Annotated in this window: 13 protein-coding genes; 3 read left to right on the plus strand and 10 right to left on the minus strand. The window is 58.5% G+C overall.

Features of this window, described 5'->3' with window-relative positions; all coding sequences use genetic code 11:
* The first annotated feature begins 91 nt into the window (after positions 1 to 91).
* A complete protein-coding gene (locus tag GFS31_RS05965) occupies positions 92 to 232 on the plus strand; it encodes a hypothetical protein (protein ID WP_198807311.1) in 141 nt (46 codons plus the stop codon).
* A 136-nt stretch (positions 233 to 368) separates the two neighbouring features.
* On the opposite strand, the gene gndA is transcribed toward GFS31_RS05965, so the two are convergent.
* The 6 genes from gndA to GFS31_RS05995 all read right to left on the minus strand — a co-directional run bounded on the left by gndA (position 369) and on the right by GFS31_RS05995 (position 6001).
* Positions 369 to 1787 (minus strand): NADP-dependent phosphogluconate dehydrogenase, encoded by a 1419-nt coding sequence (gene gndA, locus GFS31_RS05970; RefSeq protein WP_198807312.1) that lies wholly within the window; start codon positions 1785 to 1787, stop codon positions 369 to 371.
* A gap of 373 nt (positions 1788 to 2160) precedes the next feature.
* Entirely contained in the window at positions 2161 to 2760 is a 600-nt protein-coding gene (locus GFS31_RS05975) for a Maf family protein (RefSeq protein WP_198807313.1), read from the minus strand.
* 52 nt (positions 2761 to 2812) lie between these two features.
* A complete protein-coding gene (gene psbP / locus GFS31_RS05980) occupies positions 2813 to 3355 on the minus strand; it encodes a photosystem II reaction center PsbP (protein ID WP_198807314.1) in 543 nt (180 codons plus the stop codon).
* Between the two features lie 94 nt (positions 3356 to 3449).
* Positions 3450 to 4253: a class I SAM-dependent methyltransferase gene (locus GFS31_RS05985; protein ID WP_225907583.1), complete on the minus strand. Its 804-nt coding sequence runs from the start codon at positions 4251 to 4253 to the stop codon at positions 3450 to 3452.
* A gap of 151 nt (positions 4254 to 4404) precedes the next feature.
* A complete protein-coding gene (locus GFS31_RS05990; protein ID WP_198807315.1) occupies positions 4405 to 4794 on the minus strand; it encodes a hypothetical protein in 390 nt (129 codons plus the stop codon).
* Positions 4795 to 4912: 118 nt separating this feature from the next.
* A complete protein-coding gene (locus tag GFS31_RS05995; protein ID WP_198807316.1) occupies positions 4913 to 6001 on the minus strand; it encodes a hypothetical protein in 1089 nt (362 codons plus the stop codon).
* A 356-nt stretch (positions 6002 to 6357) separates the two neighbouring features.
* On the opposite strand from GFS31_RS05995, the gene GFS31_RS06000 reads away from it, so the two are divergent.
* Positions 6358 to 7722 carry an NAD(P)/FAD-dependent oxidoreductase gene (locus tag GFS31_RS06000; RefSeq protein ID WP_198807317.1) on the plus strand — a complete coding sequence of 455 codons (1365 nt, stop codon included), beginning with the start codon at positions 6358 to 6360 and terminating at the stop codon, positions 7720 to 7722.
* A 70-nt stretch (positions 7723 to 7792) separates the two neighbouring features.
* Positions 7793 to 9208 carry a toll/interleukin-1 receptor domain-containing protein gene (locus tag GFS31_RS06005; protein WP_198807318.1) on the plus strand — a complete coding sequence of 472 codons (1416 nt, stop codon included), beginning with the start codon at positions 7793 to 7795 and terminating at the stop codon, positions 9206 to 9208.
* Here the strand turns inward: GFS31_RS06005 and GFS31_RS06010 are convergent.
* The 4 genes from GFS31_RS06010 to GFS31_RS06025 form a co-directional block, all read right to left on the minus strand.
* The gene (locus tag GFS31_RS06010) at positions 9205 to 12303 is read right to left on the minus strand and encodes a diguanylate cyclase (RefSeq protein WP_198807319.1); all 3099 of its coding nucleotides are present in this window, start codon (positions 12301 to 12303) and stop codon (positions 9205 to 9207) included. The genes GFS31_RS06005 and GFS31_RS06010 overlap by 4 nt on opposite strands.
* A gap of 343 nt (positions 12304 to 12646) precedes the next feature.
* A complete protein-coding gene (locus GFS31_RS06015) occupies positions 12647 to 13312 on the minus strand; it encodes a Na(+)/H(+) antiporter subunit B (RefSeq protein WP_198807320.1) in 666 nt (221 codons plus the stop codon).
* 13 nt (positions 13313 to 13325) lie between these two features.
* Positions 13326 to 13943, minus strand: a complete 618-nt coding sequence (locus tag GFS31_RS06020) for a DUF4040 domain-containing protein (protein ID WP_198807321.1) — start codon at positions 13941 to 13943, stop codon at positions 13326 to 13328.
* Complete coding sequence (locus GFS31_RS06025; RefSeq protein ID WP_198807322.1) at positions 13936 to 14214, minus strand: monovalent cation/H(+) antiporter subunit G; 279 nt, start codon at positions 14212 to 14214, stop codon at positions 13936 to 13938. Before GFS31_RS06025 ends, GFS31_RS06020 begins: the two co-directional genes overlap by 8 nt.
* Positions 14215 to 14280: the final 66 nt, after the last annotated feature.

The following is a 14280-nucleotide window of genomic DNA, read 5'->3' on the forward strand; positions in this document are numbered from 1 at the left end:
GCAGACATCAGTGCTTTGCAGCCTAGAGTTAATGCCAATCCATTATGAGATTGAGCATGATAGGGGGAAGTGTTTGAGAGGGTAGATTCGGATGACACGCCCCTTCGTGCTTGAGATAGCCGAAAGCGAAACCTTTCTGGAGAAAAGCTTGAAGCAGGCGAAAACTGGACTGCTCAAAGGGCGGTGGCGAATGCTGTGGTGGATCAAAACCAAGCAAATCTGCTATCGATAGGAGATTAGTGAGCCACTTCTCATCGAAATTGAGAAAGACCCCGTCCCTGCTGCCATAGCAAATTTGTAGCGCAAAAAATCCCAGGACTCTCCAAGAACCCTGGGACTTTTATGAGTATTAAATGACCGTTGGAACCCTAGTGGGGAGCCTTCGTCCATTCGGTGTGGAAGGTGCCTTCTTTGTCGGTGCGCTGGTAGGTGTGGGCTCCAAAGTAGTCGCGTTGGGCCTGGGTGAGGTTTTGGGGTAGGCGGTCGCGGCGGTAGCTGTCGAAGTAATCCAGCGAGGCGCTGAAGGCGGGGACGGGGATGCCCTGGTGGGCGGCGAGGGCGATCACCTCCCGCCAGGCGGCTTGGCGATCCAGAATGGTTTGCTTAAATTCTGGGGCCAGCAGCAGGTTGGGCAGGCTGGGGTTTTCGTCGTAGGCGTGTTTGATTTTGTTCAAAAATCCGGCCCGAATGATGCAGCCCCCCTTCCAAATGCGGGCGGTTTCGCCGAGGTTGATGCCGTACTCGTAATGGTTCGAGGCCGCGCCAATCAGCGCCATGCCCTGGGCGTAGGAGCAAATTTTGGAGCAGTAGAGGGCATCGCGGATTTTGTTCACCATGTCCTTTACGTCACCGCTGAAGCTGGCGCTGGGGCCAGACAGTTCCTTGGAGGCCGCCACCCGTTCGTCCTTGATGGAGGACAGAATGCGGGCGTTCACCGCTGCGGTAATGGTGGGAATGCCGACGCCCAATTCCAGGGCGCTCATCACCGTCCAGCGTCCGGTGCCCTTTTGGCCAGCGGCGTCGAGGATCAGTTCCACCAGGGGCTTGCCCGTATCGGGATCGAGGTTGGTGAAAATGTCCGTGGTGATTTCAATCAGGTAGGAATCCAGTTCTTCGGTGGTGTTCCATTCGGCAAACACTTCGTAGAGCTGGTTGTGATCCAGGCCGAGGACGCTTTTCATCAGGTCGTAGGCTTCGGCGATCAGCTGCATATCGCCGTACTCGATGCCGTTGTGCACCATTTTGACGTAGTGCCCTGCGCCACGGGGGCCAATGTAGGTGACGCAGGGGCCGTCATCCACCTGGGCGGCAATTTTCTGCACAATCGGCTCGATGGAATCGTAGGCGGCGCGGGTGCCTCCGGGCATCAGGCTGGGGCCGTTGAGGGCACCTTCTTCGCCACCGCTGACGCCCATACCAATGAACCGCAGGCCCGTGGATTCGAGATCCTTGGTGCGCCGCTCGGTATCGTCGTAGAGGGAGTTGCCGCCGTCGATGATCATGTCGCCTTCTTGCAGCAGGGGCCGCAGTTGGTCAATGACGGCATCCACCGCGCCGCCCGCCTTCACCATCAGCAAAATGCGGCGGGGGCGTTCTAAAGATTCAACAAATTCTTCCAAACTGTAGGTGGGCTTCACGTTTTTGCCCTGGGCGCGGCGCTCCATAAAGCTTTGAGTCACCTGGGCGGTGCGGTTATACACGGCTACCGGGAAGCCATTGCGTTCAACATTGAGGGCCAAATTTTCGCCCATCACGGCGAGGCCGATTACACCAAAACTCTGTGCCATAGAACTCTCTTGGTAACTGTTCGCTGGGAGGGACTGTTTGCTTAGGGTTGCCGTTCGCTGTGGCCTAACACCCCATCCGGTCTGCCGCCAAAGCCGGGTTGACGATGTCCGGTGGAAGAGGGCGAGGGAACCACGCCCCTACGGATTGACGGGTTGGGAGTCGGGTGTGCTTTTAGACGGTACACCTTGGGGATGAGGGCAAGGTTAACCCCCGCCTCCCCAAGGAAAACTGTCAACAGCGTAAACAACCTTTGGGAAAATCGGCCTCTCCCAAAGGTTTTCTTTAGGCCCTTGGCCCCTAAAACAGGAAACCCTGACCAAGGGGTGGCCAGGGTTCAGGGAAGGGGTATGTAAGGATCTGGGGCGCGAAAACCTACCAAAAGTCGGCGACGCGATAGCCCAGTTCGGCCAACATGGTGCGCAGCAGGGGCAGGCTGAGGCCGATGACGTTGCTGTGGCAACCCTCCAGCTTTTCGATGAACAGTCCGCCCTTGCCGTCGATGGCAAAGGCTCCGGCGCAGGCCATGGGTTCGCCAGAGTTCGCGTAGGCGGTGATGGTGTCGTCGTCGAGGTCGGCAAAATAAACGCGGGTGACGGCAGACCGGGTGAGGCAAACGCCACTAGGAGAAACTAGCGCGTGCCCCGTGTGGAGTTCGCCCACCTGTCCGCGCATCTCTTGCCAGCGGGCGATGGCTTCGGCGGGGCTGGCGGGTTTGCCGTAGATTTGGCCATTGAAGGCCAGCACCGAGTCGCAGCCGAGGACGATGGCATTGGTGAACTGGGGCGCGATGGTCTCCGCTTTGCGTTGGGCCAGAGTCAACACATGGCGGCTGGGGTCGGGCTCGTTCACTTGGGATTCATCGAAGTTGCTGGGGCAAACGAAGGGATGCACCCCCGCCCCCACCAGCAGCAACCGACGCGCCTTGGAGGCGGAAGCCAGGACAAATTGAGGTCTGGAAGACGCAGAAACCATTGGACTCAGGGACACTCCACAACGACAATCCACGACATTTCGCGACGTTGGCCTAGGAGACCTTGAAGGACGCCACGGACTGCTTTAGGATGTCCTTCATTTTGTCCCAGCGGTCTTCGTTGGTAGAGGCATTGAAGGTATAGAGCTTGCCCCGGCGGACGATGGCGCTAGCGAGGTTGTGGCGGGTTCCGGCGGGCAGATCGGCCACGTATTCCAGAATGTAGTAGGTTTTGTCGTCGGGGGTATCAATGCGCTGGGCGCTGACCAGTTCCACGTTGCTATCGTTTTCCGCGATGGCGTTGAAGCTCTTAGACAGCTTGTAGCCCACATCGGTGGGGCTACCCAAGTCTTCTAGTTTCGTGTTGTTGGGCACTTCGCTCACAACCACACTGACGTTTTCGGTTTCGTGGATGATGTCGTGGAAGACCACATCGGCGGCACCGGGCACCGTCACCTCAACCCAGCCCGTGGGATACATGAAGTCGTAGCCATCGTAGGGATCGGTGTAGCTGAGGAGGCCACCGCCACCGCCTACGCAGCTTTGGAGGGCAACGGCAAACACCAGAATCAGCACAGTGGCCAAACGCTTGAACATGGGTGGAAATCCTTCGGTCATGGTCGGTTTTATTGTCTCATTTATTGTTAGCTAGGAATGGCTTGTTCGCCAGGGATCGGCGGGGGCGAGGCCATTAGGCGGCGGGTTTCTCAAAAAATAGGAGGTGCTGCTGGGGCAGGGTATCGTCGGTCTTCAGCCAGCGCAACCCCACGGCGGCCATCTCGCGCTTCACCTGGGCCTCGCTCATTTTGTGGAGGCGCTTGATCATCACCAGGGGATTTTCCGCTCGATATTCTGCCAGCACCACCCGGCCACCGGGCTTCAGGGCAGCAACGATGCCCGTCATCATCTCGCGAGGGTAGGCAAATTCGTGGTAGGCATCCACCATCAGGGCCAGATCGAGGGTATTCGGGGGCAGGTTGGGGCTGTCCTCGGTGCCCAGGATGGATTCAACGTTGGTGATCTGGCTAGCGGCTAGCTTTTGGCCCAGCAGATCCAGCATTTCCGGCTGAACATCCACCGCCAGCACCCGGCCCTGGGGCACCCGCGCCGCCAGCCGCGTGGCAAAATAGCCCGACCCAGCCCCGATGTCGGCCACGATGTCCGTAGGTTGCAGAGCCAGGTGTTCCACCGCAGCTTGGGGCCGTTCCTGCAACCCGCGACTGGGGCGATCTAACCAGGCCGCCCCCTCGTGGCCCATGGTTTTGGCGATTTCTCGACCTAAATATACCCGCCCGATACCATCCTGGCTGGGGCTGATGGTTTGATAGGACGAACTCACCGCTAGGGGCAAAGATCCGCAGGCCGCTAGGGAGCCTACCACCAGCACCCCGACGATTCCCCGCACCCAAACCGAGACTAGCCCCGACCACCATCGCTGGCCTAGGGCTTTCAGCGGCAACCTCAATAGGGGCAAACCGTCTGATTTTCTCTGCACATCAACACCTCCTGGCTGGTTGAAAGGCACCACGACGCTTTCCCGACCCTGGCCCTGGGGATGCAGGGCGGGATGCTCCGTTGATTAAGCTAACCAAGAATTGGGGTTGTTGGCCATCTGGCCTAATGGTTGAGATGCAGAGAATTTTGGGCTAGGGGGAGAAAGGAATCCGCGACAGCAGGTTATTCAAAATTTCGCGACCATTGGGGTCGATCACCTGGAGGCGGATGTAGTCGGGATCGCTGGGCCGCCAGGTCACTTGGTATTGGTGGCCCCCGTTGCGCCAGGTATAGATTTGGCGATCCTGAGTACCCGATTGGGTGGCCCCAGACAGGTACATCTCACCACCATTGCGGCGGCTCATCGCTTGATAGTGCAGGGTTCCCTCGGCTTGCCACAGGTTAACGACCCAGTCGTCGTTCATATAGTCGCCCGTCATTGGCGATTGGGCCGAGACGGGAGTGGGGGTCAGTAGTTCCCCAACCACCATCGGGGCAGACATTCCTAGCAATGCACTCAGCACAAGGGCACGAAAATTCATGGGACAGATCCTTTTGGAACGTAAACAATAGAACGCGCAATCAACTACCAATTACGGATGACCTATTCCGAACAACGGATGGCCCAGTTACCTCCAATGGGCGATCCGTTGCTGAGACTTAGATGCGATCTCCCGGACAGAGTCCGCCGTCGCTGCATTCCGGCGTCAGCACATCCACCACCTGGCGGCGAAACTGAGCCATCATCGAGTCGGGTAGGGCTGGAACTGCCTGCTGGGTAGTGCCCAGGTCAAAGCCACCTTCTTCCATCTCCACCGAGATCTGGCGACCTCGGCCAAAGGTGTCCATCAATTCCTTTGCGGTGTTGCAGGGGATGAAATATTGCCCCATATACACGCTGCCGCCGTCGGCCTCGTAGTTAAAGTACGCGCCCCGCGCCGAGGGATTGCCGCAGAATTGATCCGCCGTCAGCGCCACCATGGTGGCCAAGTGCAGGTCGTACCAACGCATGGCCCCGCCCTCGGCAGAGACCGCCGTACCGGGCTGGGGCACAACCAGGGTAGCCCAGCGGTGATTAAAGTCTCCCCCGGTGCGAGCCAGCTTCACCATGCCGACGGGTAGGATGTCGGCGCTGCCATGCTTGGTTTGACTGGAGGATACCTCCCCTCGCTCCAGCCCTAGCTCAGAGCGCACGGTGGTAATGGCCATGCTGACCATGTCGATGGTATCCTGCCATTCCTGGATATCGTCTACGGCCTCCCACTCGCCCTGGCTGTTAGTAAAGACGATGGTTTTGCCGTCGTCAGCCAGCACCTTGCGGGTAAAGTTGCCGTCGAAGTAATCTTCGTGGGCATAGAACTGGCCGTCATCGTGGAACCAGTAGCGCGATACGGGGCCGTCGGGATAGCCCATCTCCACCCGCAGGGGCTGGTCGTTGGCTCCGGCGCAGAATAAATAAACAGTGTCGTTAATTTGCTGCTCTTCAAAGATGAGGCAATCCCGGAGCATCATCCGCTCTAGCTCGGCGTCGATGGTGGCGATGGAGTAGGCCGCAGGGTCGAAGGCGTTTGAGACAAGGGCGGTTCTGGGCGATCCAGCAGCGGCAGCCGATGGGGAAATCGCCGTTTCTCCGGCGGATTGCCCTAGGGATGTCGCGGCTTCGCCACAGCCCAGTAACCCGATGGCTAGTCCTAGGGAACCTATGGTGCCGAAGGCTTGGCGCAGCGCTTGACCGATTTTCTGACTCATTAGACTTTTACGATAAACGTTACGTTAACCAGAATGCCCAGCTGGTTGGCTGAGCTATCAGGCAACATCAACGCGATTGGAAATTTTACGGAAAGCGAAGCGGTTTATGAAGTTTCTATCCCTGTTTTCCCTTGGTTATCTTGACTTGGGCCATGGATGCAGCCCTGTCCCTTGCGATTCCCCAGCAGCTAGGGGGCTGATCTTGAAGATCGAGAGGCTGGCCCCCTGCTTTGACTTCCGTGGGGTGCAAGGTGCCCAAAACTGAGAAATTTAGCGCAGCGCACAGTCTTGGCACCCAATTCGTTTTATAACAATTATTAACATTGTTCCCGCACCCCTAGCGCTGCCCTACTGCTATGCAAACCCTGCAAGACCCTGCCCTCGAATCGTCTCCTGTGGCCCCGCCCTCTGGTAAGCACCGTGTTGTCATTATCGGCGGCGGTTTTGGTGGGCTCTATGCGGCCCAGCGGCTGGGGCGGGCTACTGATGTGGAGGTGACGCTGATTGACAAGCGCAACTTTCACCTATTCCAACCCCTGCTATATCAGGTGGCGGTGGGGGGGCTATCGCCCGGAGATATCGCTTCACCGCTGCGGGGGGTGCTGAGTCGGCAGAAAAACACCCAGGTGTTGATGGCGGAGGTGGTGGATATAGACCCCCAGGCTAAAACCGTTCGCCTCAAGGGCGATAGCACCCTGGCCTCCGATATCTTGGCCTACGACACGCTGATCGTGGCCACTGGCATGAGCCACTTCTACTTTGGCCGCGACGACTGGGCCGACATTGCCCCCGGCCTCAAAACCGTGGAAGATGCCCTAGAAATGCGGCGGCGCATTTTTGCCGCCTTTGAAGCCGCTGAAAAGACGACCGATCCTGACTTGCAGCAAGCCCTGCTCACCTTTGTGATTGTGGGCGCTGGCCCCACTGGGGTGGAACTGGCTGGGGCCTTGGCCGAACTGGCCTACCACACCCTCAAGCCCGACTTCCGCCAAATCGACACCGCCCAAACCCGCATTCTGCTGGTCGAAGGCATGGATCGGGTGCTGCCGCCTTTCCCCTCCGACCTGTCTCAGCGAGCCTACCAAGACCTAGAGGGCATGGGCGTAGAGATTTTGACCCAAACCCTCGTCACCGATATTCAGGGCCACCAAATCACTCTCAAGCAGGGCGAAGAGATAACCACCGTGCAATCGGCTACTGTGCTGTGGGCGGCGGGAGTACGCGACCCCGGCATGGGTGGCATTTTGGCCGAACGCACCGGGGCCGAACGGGATCGCTCAGGGCGGATCATCGTCTCAGAAGACCTGAGCGTGCCCAACTATCCCGACATTTTTGTGGTTGGTGACCTGGCCCACTTTGCCCACCAAGACGATAAGCCCCTCCCTGGTATTGCCCCCGTCGCCATGCAAGAGGGTCAGTATGTCGCCAAACTCATCCAAAATCGGCTAAAGCAGCGCCCTACCACCAAATTTGAATACAAAGACACCGGGGGACTAGCGGTGATTGGGCGACACTCGGCGGTGGTGAATTTCCCCTGGATGCGACTCACGGGCTTCCCCGCCTGGTTTGTGTGGCTGTTTGTCCACATCTTTTTCTTGATCGAATTCGACAATAAGGTGATTGTTATGATCCAGTGGGCCAGCAACTATATCACCCGCAAGCAGGGATCTCGACTGATTACCATCCCCCCCGATCCGGCCCCCAAAAGCGCCCTTTCCTAGGGCATGGGGAAGTTTGCTAGGGTGGTAGCAGATGCCCTCCCTCTTTCCTGGGGCAAAAGGTCGGACAGCTATGGGTGATGATGGCTTAGATGCCCTCTTGGCAGGGCCACCGATTGGTCGTCGGGTGCGGTCGCCCGGTTTGCGAGTGGCCGATATTCTCACCATGCCGGAGGATCAGCAGACGGTGGTGAACTGGTTGATCCGTCACTATGAAGCCACCCCTGCGGCCCTAGCCCAGCACCTCAATTGGGACACCAACCAGGTTCAGGCCCACCTGGAGGATCTGCTGAACCAGGGCTATGTGTACACCGTGGATGGTCGCGGTGCCTGCACCTATCGGGTGAAGCTGGCTCCCAAGTCGGGCCGCCAAATGCCCACGGATGTCTGGCAGGTGCTCGACCGCGACAGCGAACAGGCCAACGTTTTTATCTCCTACTCTCGCCGCAACAAGGAGTTTGTGCAGCAGTTACACAGCGCCCTAGAAGCCACTGGACGAGAGGTTTGGGTCGATTGGGACAGCATTCCGGTGGCGGGAGACTGGTGGCAGGAAATTCAGCTTGGCATTGAGCTGGCGGATACCTTCTTGTTTGTGATCAGCCCCGACTCGGTGGCCTCCAAGGTCTGTGGGCAGGAAATTGAAGCGGCGGTGAAGCACCACAAACGGCTAGTTCCCGTGGTGTTTGAGGATGTGCCCCCAGAACAGGTGCACCCCGAACTAGCTCGCCTCAACTGGATGTTTTTTCGCGCAGAGGACGACTTCCAGCCCAGCTTTCAGCGGTTGCTGGCGGCCCTCGACCAAGACCTAGACTATGTACGCAGCCACACCCGCTTGTTAGTGCGGGCGCTAGAGTGGGAACGCCATGGACGAGACATGAGCTACCTCCTGCGCGGGGCAGACCTCGACCGGGCCAACGAACATCTTGCCCAAGGCGAGAAACAGGAGCCCCACCCCACCGATCTCCACCATCGCTATGTTCTGGCTAGCGCAGAGGCAGAGGCCAACCTCCAGGATCGAGAACTGGGGCGGCAGGCAGCCGTTCTGGCAGAGCAGCGACGGTGGCTGCGGGTGGTGACGGTGGTGTCTGTGGTGGCGGTGGGGATGGGGGGAATCAGTGGCCTCCTGCTGCAACGGGCGCGGCAAGCGCAAACCCAGGCGGAACTGGGCCACTGGCAGGCAAGGCAACACCTGGCGACGGTGCTCAGCCAGACCAACCAGCCCTGGGATGCCCTGCTGGCCGCCACCCAAGCCGGAGTGAGTTGGCAACGATTGCCCTCCGACCTGCGCTCCCCCCAAGGGCAGGCCCAAACCCAGGCCAGCCTAACCCAGGCCCTAGCGACTATCGAGGCGCTGTCCGCCGACGATCCACCGACCACGGCATCGGCAGACTTGCCCCGGCTTCTGCAGCGCAGTTGTGCCTACCTCACCGAGAATGCCGCAACTCAGTTCTCCGCCGCCGAGGCAGATCTATACTGGCCCTGTCCCTAGGCCATGGGGTCGCAACCAGGAGCTACCACCACCCGGTTACGACCCACCGCCTTGGCTTGGTAGAGGGCGTCGTCTGCGGCCTTAATCAGGGTGCTGGCTGTCGATCCGTGGTGGGGGAAACAAGCTACCCCCAGGGAGGCGGTGAAGGGATTGATGAGAATCCCCTGGTAATCGACCCGCAGGCGCTCAATTTCTAGGCGGATGGCTTCGGCCCGTTGCTCGGTGACGGTGAGGGCCGATTCGGGTAGGATGAGGGTCATTTCTTCGCCCCCGTAGCGGCAGGCAATGTCTGACCCCCGCACCCGTTCCCGCAAAATTTTGCCCACCGCCTGAAGGGCCAGATCTCCGGCGTCGTGGCCATAGGTGTCGTTGACGGCTTTGAAGTAGTCAATATCCAGCATGATGATGCCGATGGGGTGGTTGTGGCGCTGGGCCCGTTGGATTTCCTGCTGGAGGGATTCCTCTAGGTAGCGGCGGTTAAATAGCCCCGTCAGCGGGTCGCGAATGCTCTGGTGCTGCAAGGTTTCCCGGAGATTGAGGTTAGCGATGGCGAGGGAGAGTTGCTCGGCCACGGTGCGGGCCAACTGCTGCTTGGCCGCAGGAAACTGGTCGGCTCCTGCGGCCCAGAGGTAAAACAAGCCCAGCGTTTCGCCCTGGGCCTGCATGGGTAAACAGAGGGTGATGGCCGTGGCGGGGGCATTGCTGTGGCGGCAGCGCAGGCCCGTTTGCCCTGGATCAACCTGGTGGCTCCGGCCCCGCCGTAGCGCCCAGCAGTCTTGGGGATGAAATTCGGTCATGGAGGTGTGGTCATGGCCCCAGGTCGTCACCATTTCTGCGTAGTTGCGGGAGGGATTGATAATGAAAATGCTGCCGCCACAGTGGGGAAACAGGGGAGCTACCAGGGTGGCCATGGCCTGGTAGGCTTCCTGCACTGTGAGGCAAGACTGAATAAACTCGTTCATTTCGCCGAGGTGCAGCATCTCCTCCTGGCGTTGTTGCAGGCTGGCCACGTTGTCCTGCAATTTTTGGTTGGATTGCTGAAGGGCCAGTTCAGACTGTTTGAGGGCGGTGATGTCTCGGCAAGTCACCGCTAGGCCATCCCCTAGTTTCACAGCAATCACCTCCAGCCAAAAGTCGCGATCTTGGTGGCGATAGTGAACGGACTGCTGCACGGGCTGGCCTGTGCTCACCACCTGCTGACACAGGGAAAATAGGGTATCCACATGGCGATGGGGATGGAGATCCAGCAGCCGTTTTCCGAGTAGTTGGCTGGGGGTGTGGCCCAGCAGATCGGCGGCGGTGGGGTTGCACAGCAGCCAGGTAAAGTCAATCACGAGGTCGCCCTGGCGCACCGACTGAAAGGCCATGATGCCGTCTAGGGAGCTGTTTAACACACCACTGAGCTGCATTTCTGAAGTTTGCAGAGCGGCCTGCATTTCCACCGTCGGTGTTACATCGAGGTGGCTCCCCACCATCCGCACTACCCGACCTTCGTCATCCATCACGTGCAAAATCCGGGTGAGCATATGCACTGTGGATCCGTTTTTGTGGTGATAGCGCTGCACCAGGGAAAAGTGATCGGTGCGTCCGGCGTTGTAGTCTTGGGTGAGCTGCTTAGATGCCACACGGTCTTCCTCGAACATGACGGTCTCCCACATGGCGAGGGAGTTCTCAAGCTCGTGGTCTTGGTAGCCCAAAATGGATTTCCATCGGGGGGAGAAGTAGATCTCGTGGGTCAGCAGATTCCAGTCTGAAAAGCCCTCGGAGGACGCCTGAAGCACCAGTTCAAGCTGTTCCTTGGTGGATTTCAGATCTAACTCAGCCTGGAGTCGATGGGTAATGTCGCGGGCGGCGGCGTAGATCACCTGCCCTACAGGTACCGACCGCCATTCTATCCAGCGGTAGGATCCATCCCAACAGCGGTAACGGTTTACAAAGTTGAGGATTTCCTGCTGTTCTGCCAGGGTGGCCAGGGTAGCCGCCGTGGCTTCGAGATCATCGGGGTGCACGTAATCCATGAAGCGCTTGCCCTCTAGATCCTCAATGGCATAGCCCAGGGTTCTTTCCCAGGCGCAGTTGAGGCGACGGAAGTAGCCATCGGTATCGGCAATGCAAAGCAAGTCCAGGGAAACAGAGAAGAACCGATCTAGCTCGTCAATTTTGATTTGGAGGGCGAGTTCCGTCTGCTTGCGCTCGGTGATGTCGCGCACGATCACTAAGCATTCTTCGTCACTACAGGGCACCAGGCGCACTTCTTCGTAGCAGGTTTTGCCGTGTTTGGGCAGTTTTTGCTCCCATGCCTGCAACTGCCCGGAGGAGAGTGCCTGATCAATGCGCTGAAGATGGTAGTGCAGCAAATCGAGGGGTAGTACCTCCGACAGGTGGCGTTGAATAGGCAGAAAGATCCCAGTTGTGCCATCCTTGGGGGGCAGCACCATAAAACAGGTGCCATCTCGCCCCACCCGCAGCAGTAAATCGGGAATGGCCGACAAAATTGCCTGATTGGTAGCCTCACTCTGGCGCAGAATGATCTCCATCTGCTGCCGCTGGGTTTCCTCCCGCTTGCGATCACTAATATCGGTGTGGGTGCCAATGAGGCGCTGGGGTTGGCCTGCGGCGTTCCACTCAATCACCTGCCCCCGATCCAAAATCCACTTATAGCTGCCATTTTTGCAGCGCATTCGGTGTTCGTTTTGGTAGAGGGGTGTGTCGCCCCGCAGGTGGGCTTCTAGGTCGGCATAGCACTGGGCTTTGTCGTAGGGATGGACGCGGCTGTCCCATTCCTCTAGGCGATTGCTGATTTCGTGATCGTCGTAGCCCAGCATGGTTTTCCACTGGGCCGAGAAAAAAACCTCGTTGGTAATGGGGTTCCAGTCCCACAGGCCATCCCCGGTGCTCTCTAGGGCCATTTGCCAGCGCCGTGCCGTCGCCTGTTCTGCCACTAACTGCTCCCGCAAGGACTGGTTGGCCCGGTTCAGGGCCATTACCTGCGCTTTTAAGGTGGCGACGGTATCCCCAGGGCTAACCATCGCCTCTAGGGTAGAACTAGGCGAAATCAGGGAGGGACTATCTACCGATACGATCTCACCAGTCACGGCGGTACCTTGGGATCAGAACGGGAGCCGAGAGAAAAGGACGTGGATGGGGTCAACCCGGCCCTAGCCAAAGGTAGGCAAGGGGGAAGACCTTTCTCTCTTTGTGTGCCCATTCCTAGGGGAAAACCACGACCCGCGCTATCATTCTTTAACCTTCTTAAGATAAGAAAATTGAAAGAGGGTTCGAGTCCACAATAGCTACCCTAATCTTGGCCGACGACGGATAGAAACGTGATATTGATCACATTTTATTTAGGTTACTGAGCAAGTCTTGAGCAAACGTGACCTGTTCTCTCCAGGATATTACTGATGCCGTGGGCCGCAGTGTGACCTAACTCCTTGCCTAAAGCAGGCCCCGATAGCGGATAAAGAGCAAGATCGCCGCCCAAGATCCTAGGGCCACCTTAAGGGCTACCAGAACATTGAGCAAGGGAAGGATACCACCGCTGAGGAGGGAGCCAACTTCCCCCTGGGGAAGCTCGAAACCTACTAGGGTGAGCGCCGCAAGCACAATAAAAACCAGCACCGAGACCTTCTCTAGGGCGGCCGCTCGCCAGCGTTCGTAGAGGGCTTGGATCCATTCTGAGGAGGGAGCCGTAATCGCCACTAGGCCGATGGCGGTGCCTCCCGCCACTCCAGCGGCAAACCCGCCCCCCGGACTCAGGTGCCCTCGAATGGCAAGCTCAATGCTGACGAGGGCTGCAATGGTTGCGCCCAGCCGTGCCAGCACGATGGAGGGTTCGTCAGTAAAGCGGTAGAAGGGGGCGTTGGGGACTTCGTCTGCCAGCAAATATTTGGCTCCCATAATCGCGATGGTAAACACGACCACCTCAAAAATGGTGTCGTACAAGCGATTGCGAAAAATGATGCCTGATACGGCATTGGGCACGCCGCTATCAGCCACCACTGCTTCAACGATATTGGGCATGGGTGCTACCACGGTGGGATCGGGCAGCACCAAAATTTTCAGAAACAGCAGCGCACCCGCCACCAGGTAAATCCACTTCATGGTTATCTCCAGATCAGCGCAGGGTTTTCGATAGGGGCTCAGCCAGAGGAGGGGCTGGGGGAACTTGAGGCAAGGACTGGATATCGACCAGGTGGTCAGGCAACTCGGCGGTTAGGATGTCGTAGATCCGGGGTATACGCAGGGTTAGGGTCGGCGCAGCCTCGGGCTGATCCAGTCGATCTGGCTCCGCTGCCCCCCGGTCAATTCCGCTGCTAGGGGGATAGTAAATCCCATGAACCGCTTTATCGCTTAGGGCCTGGGCCAAACTGTCTGAATCGGGGTAGGGCACGAGTTCTAGGCGCAGATAGTGACCCTGGAGTACGGTTCGCAGAGGGGTGAGCACCTGACGCAGGGAGGCATCCGGGTCGGCCTGGACTTCCTCCAGTAAGCCCAAGCGCATCACCAGGGAAGATCGCACGGCCACGGCATAGAGGGTGACGGCCAGCATGGTGCCCACCAGGGCCTCGGTGAGGGCTACATCGGCCGCTCCTACCACCACGTAGACCAGCGCCGCCACGGCCCCCATGATGCCCCGAATGACGAGGGCTTGATAGGGGCTGGTCTGAACCATGAGCATCAAGGCCGACAGGGGCAACAGGGCCACAATGGCGTAGACGTAGCTATCAATCATGGCTATCCTCCGGGGTAGAGCAGTAGGCCAGCACGTAGCCCAGCACCGTGTTCCACAGGGCTAGGGTGATCAACCCCAAGACCAGCAGGGGCCATTCGCTGGGAATTTTCAGCAACAGCCCCACCACAATGGCCATCGAGCCCAGGGTATCGGCCACGGAAAGACTATGCAGCTTAAACAGCACCGACCTCGGCCCCAGCAGCGGCCAGGTGCCCCAAAACCAAAACACCACCCCCAGAGTGATGCATCCATAGCTGAGCAGATCAATCACAATTAAAATCTATGGGTTTATGAGTTTAGATGTATTTTAGTCTATCTTCTCCCCCCCCTGAATGGG

It is taken from the genome of Leptolyngbya sp. BL0902, assembly GCF_016403105.1.
Lineage (GTDB): Bacteria > Cyanobacteriota > Cyanobacteriia > Phormidesmidales > Phormidesmidaceae > Nodosilinea.

What these genes read in the sequence shown, in the direction of transcription:
- GFS31_RS05975 (WP_198807313.1), bottom strand. Translation starts at nt 2,760, where the DNA reads ATGGTTTCTGCGTCTTCCAGACCTCAATTTGTCCTGGCTTCCGCCTCC.
- psbP (WP_198807314.1), bottom strand. Translation starts at nt 3,355, where the DNA reads ATGTTCAAGCGTTTGGCCACTGTGCTGATTCTGGTGTTTGCCGTTGCC.
- GFS31_RS05990 (WP_198807315.1), bottom strand. Translation starts at nt 4,794, where the DNA reads ATGAATTTTCGTGCCCTTGTGCTGAGTGCATTGCTAGGAATGTCTGCC.
- GFS31_RS06005 (WP_198807318.1), top strand. Translation starts at nt 7,793, where the DNA reads ATGGGTGATGATGGCTTAGATGCCCTCTTGGCAGGGCCACCGATTGGT.
- GFS31_RS05995 (WP_198807316.1), bottom strand. Translation starts at nt 6,001, where the DNA reads ATGAGTCAGAAAATCGGTCAAGCGCTGCGCCAAGCCTTCGGCACCATA.
- GFS31_RS05965 (WP_198807311.1), top strand. Translation starts at nt 92, where the DNA reads ATGACACGCCCCTTCGTGCTTGAGATAGCCGAAAGCGAAACCTTTCTG.
- GFS31_RS06015 (WP_198807320.1), bottom strand. Translation starts at nt 13,312, where the DNA reads ATGAAGTGGATTTACCTGGTGGCGGGTGCGCTGCTGTTTCTGAAAATT.
- gndA (WP_198807312.1), bottom strand. Translation starts at nt 1,787, where the DNA reads ATGGCACAGAGTTTTGGTGTAATCGGCCTCGCCGTGATGGGCGAAAAT.
- GFS31_RS06000 (WP_198807317.1), top strand. Translation starts at nt 6,358, where the DNA reads ATGCAAACCCTGCAAGACCCTGCCCTCGAATCGTCTCCTGTGGCCCCG.
- GFS31_RS06020 (WP_198807321.1), bottom strand. Translation starts at nt 13,943, where the DNA reads ATGATTGATAGCTACGTCTACGCCATTGTGGCCCTGTTGCCCCTGTCG.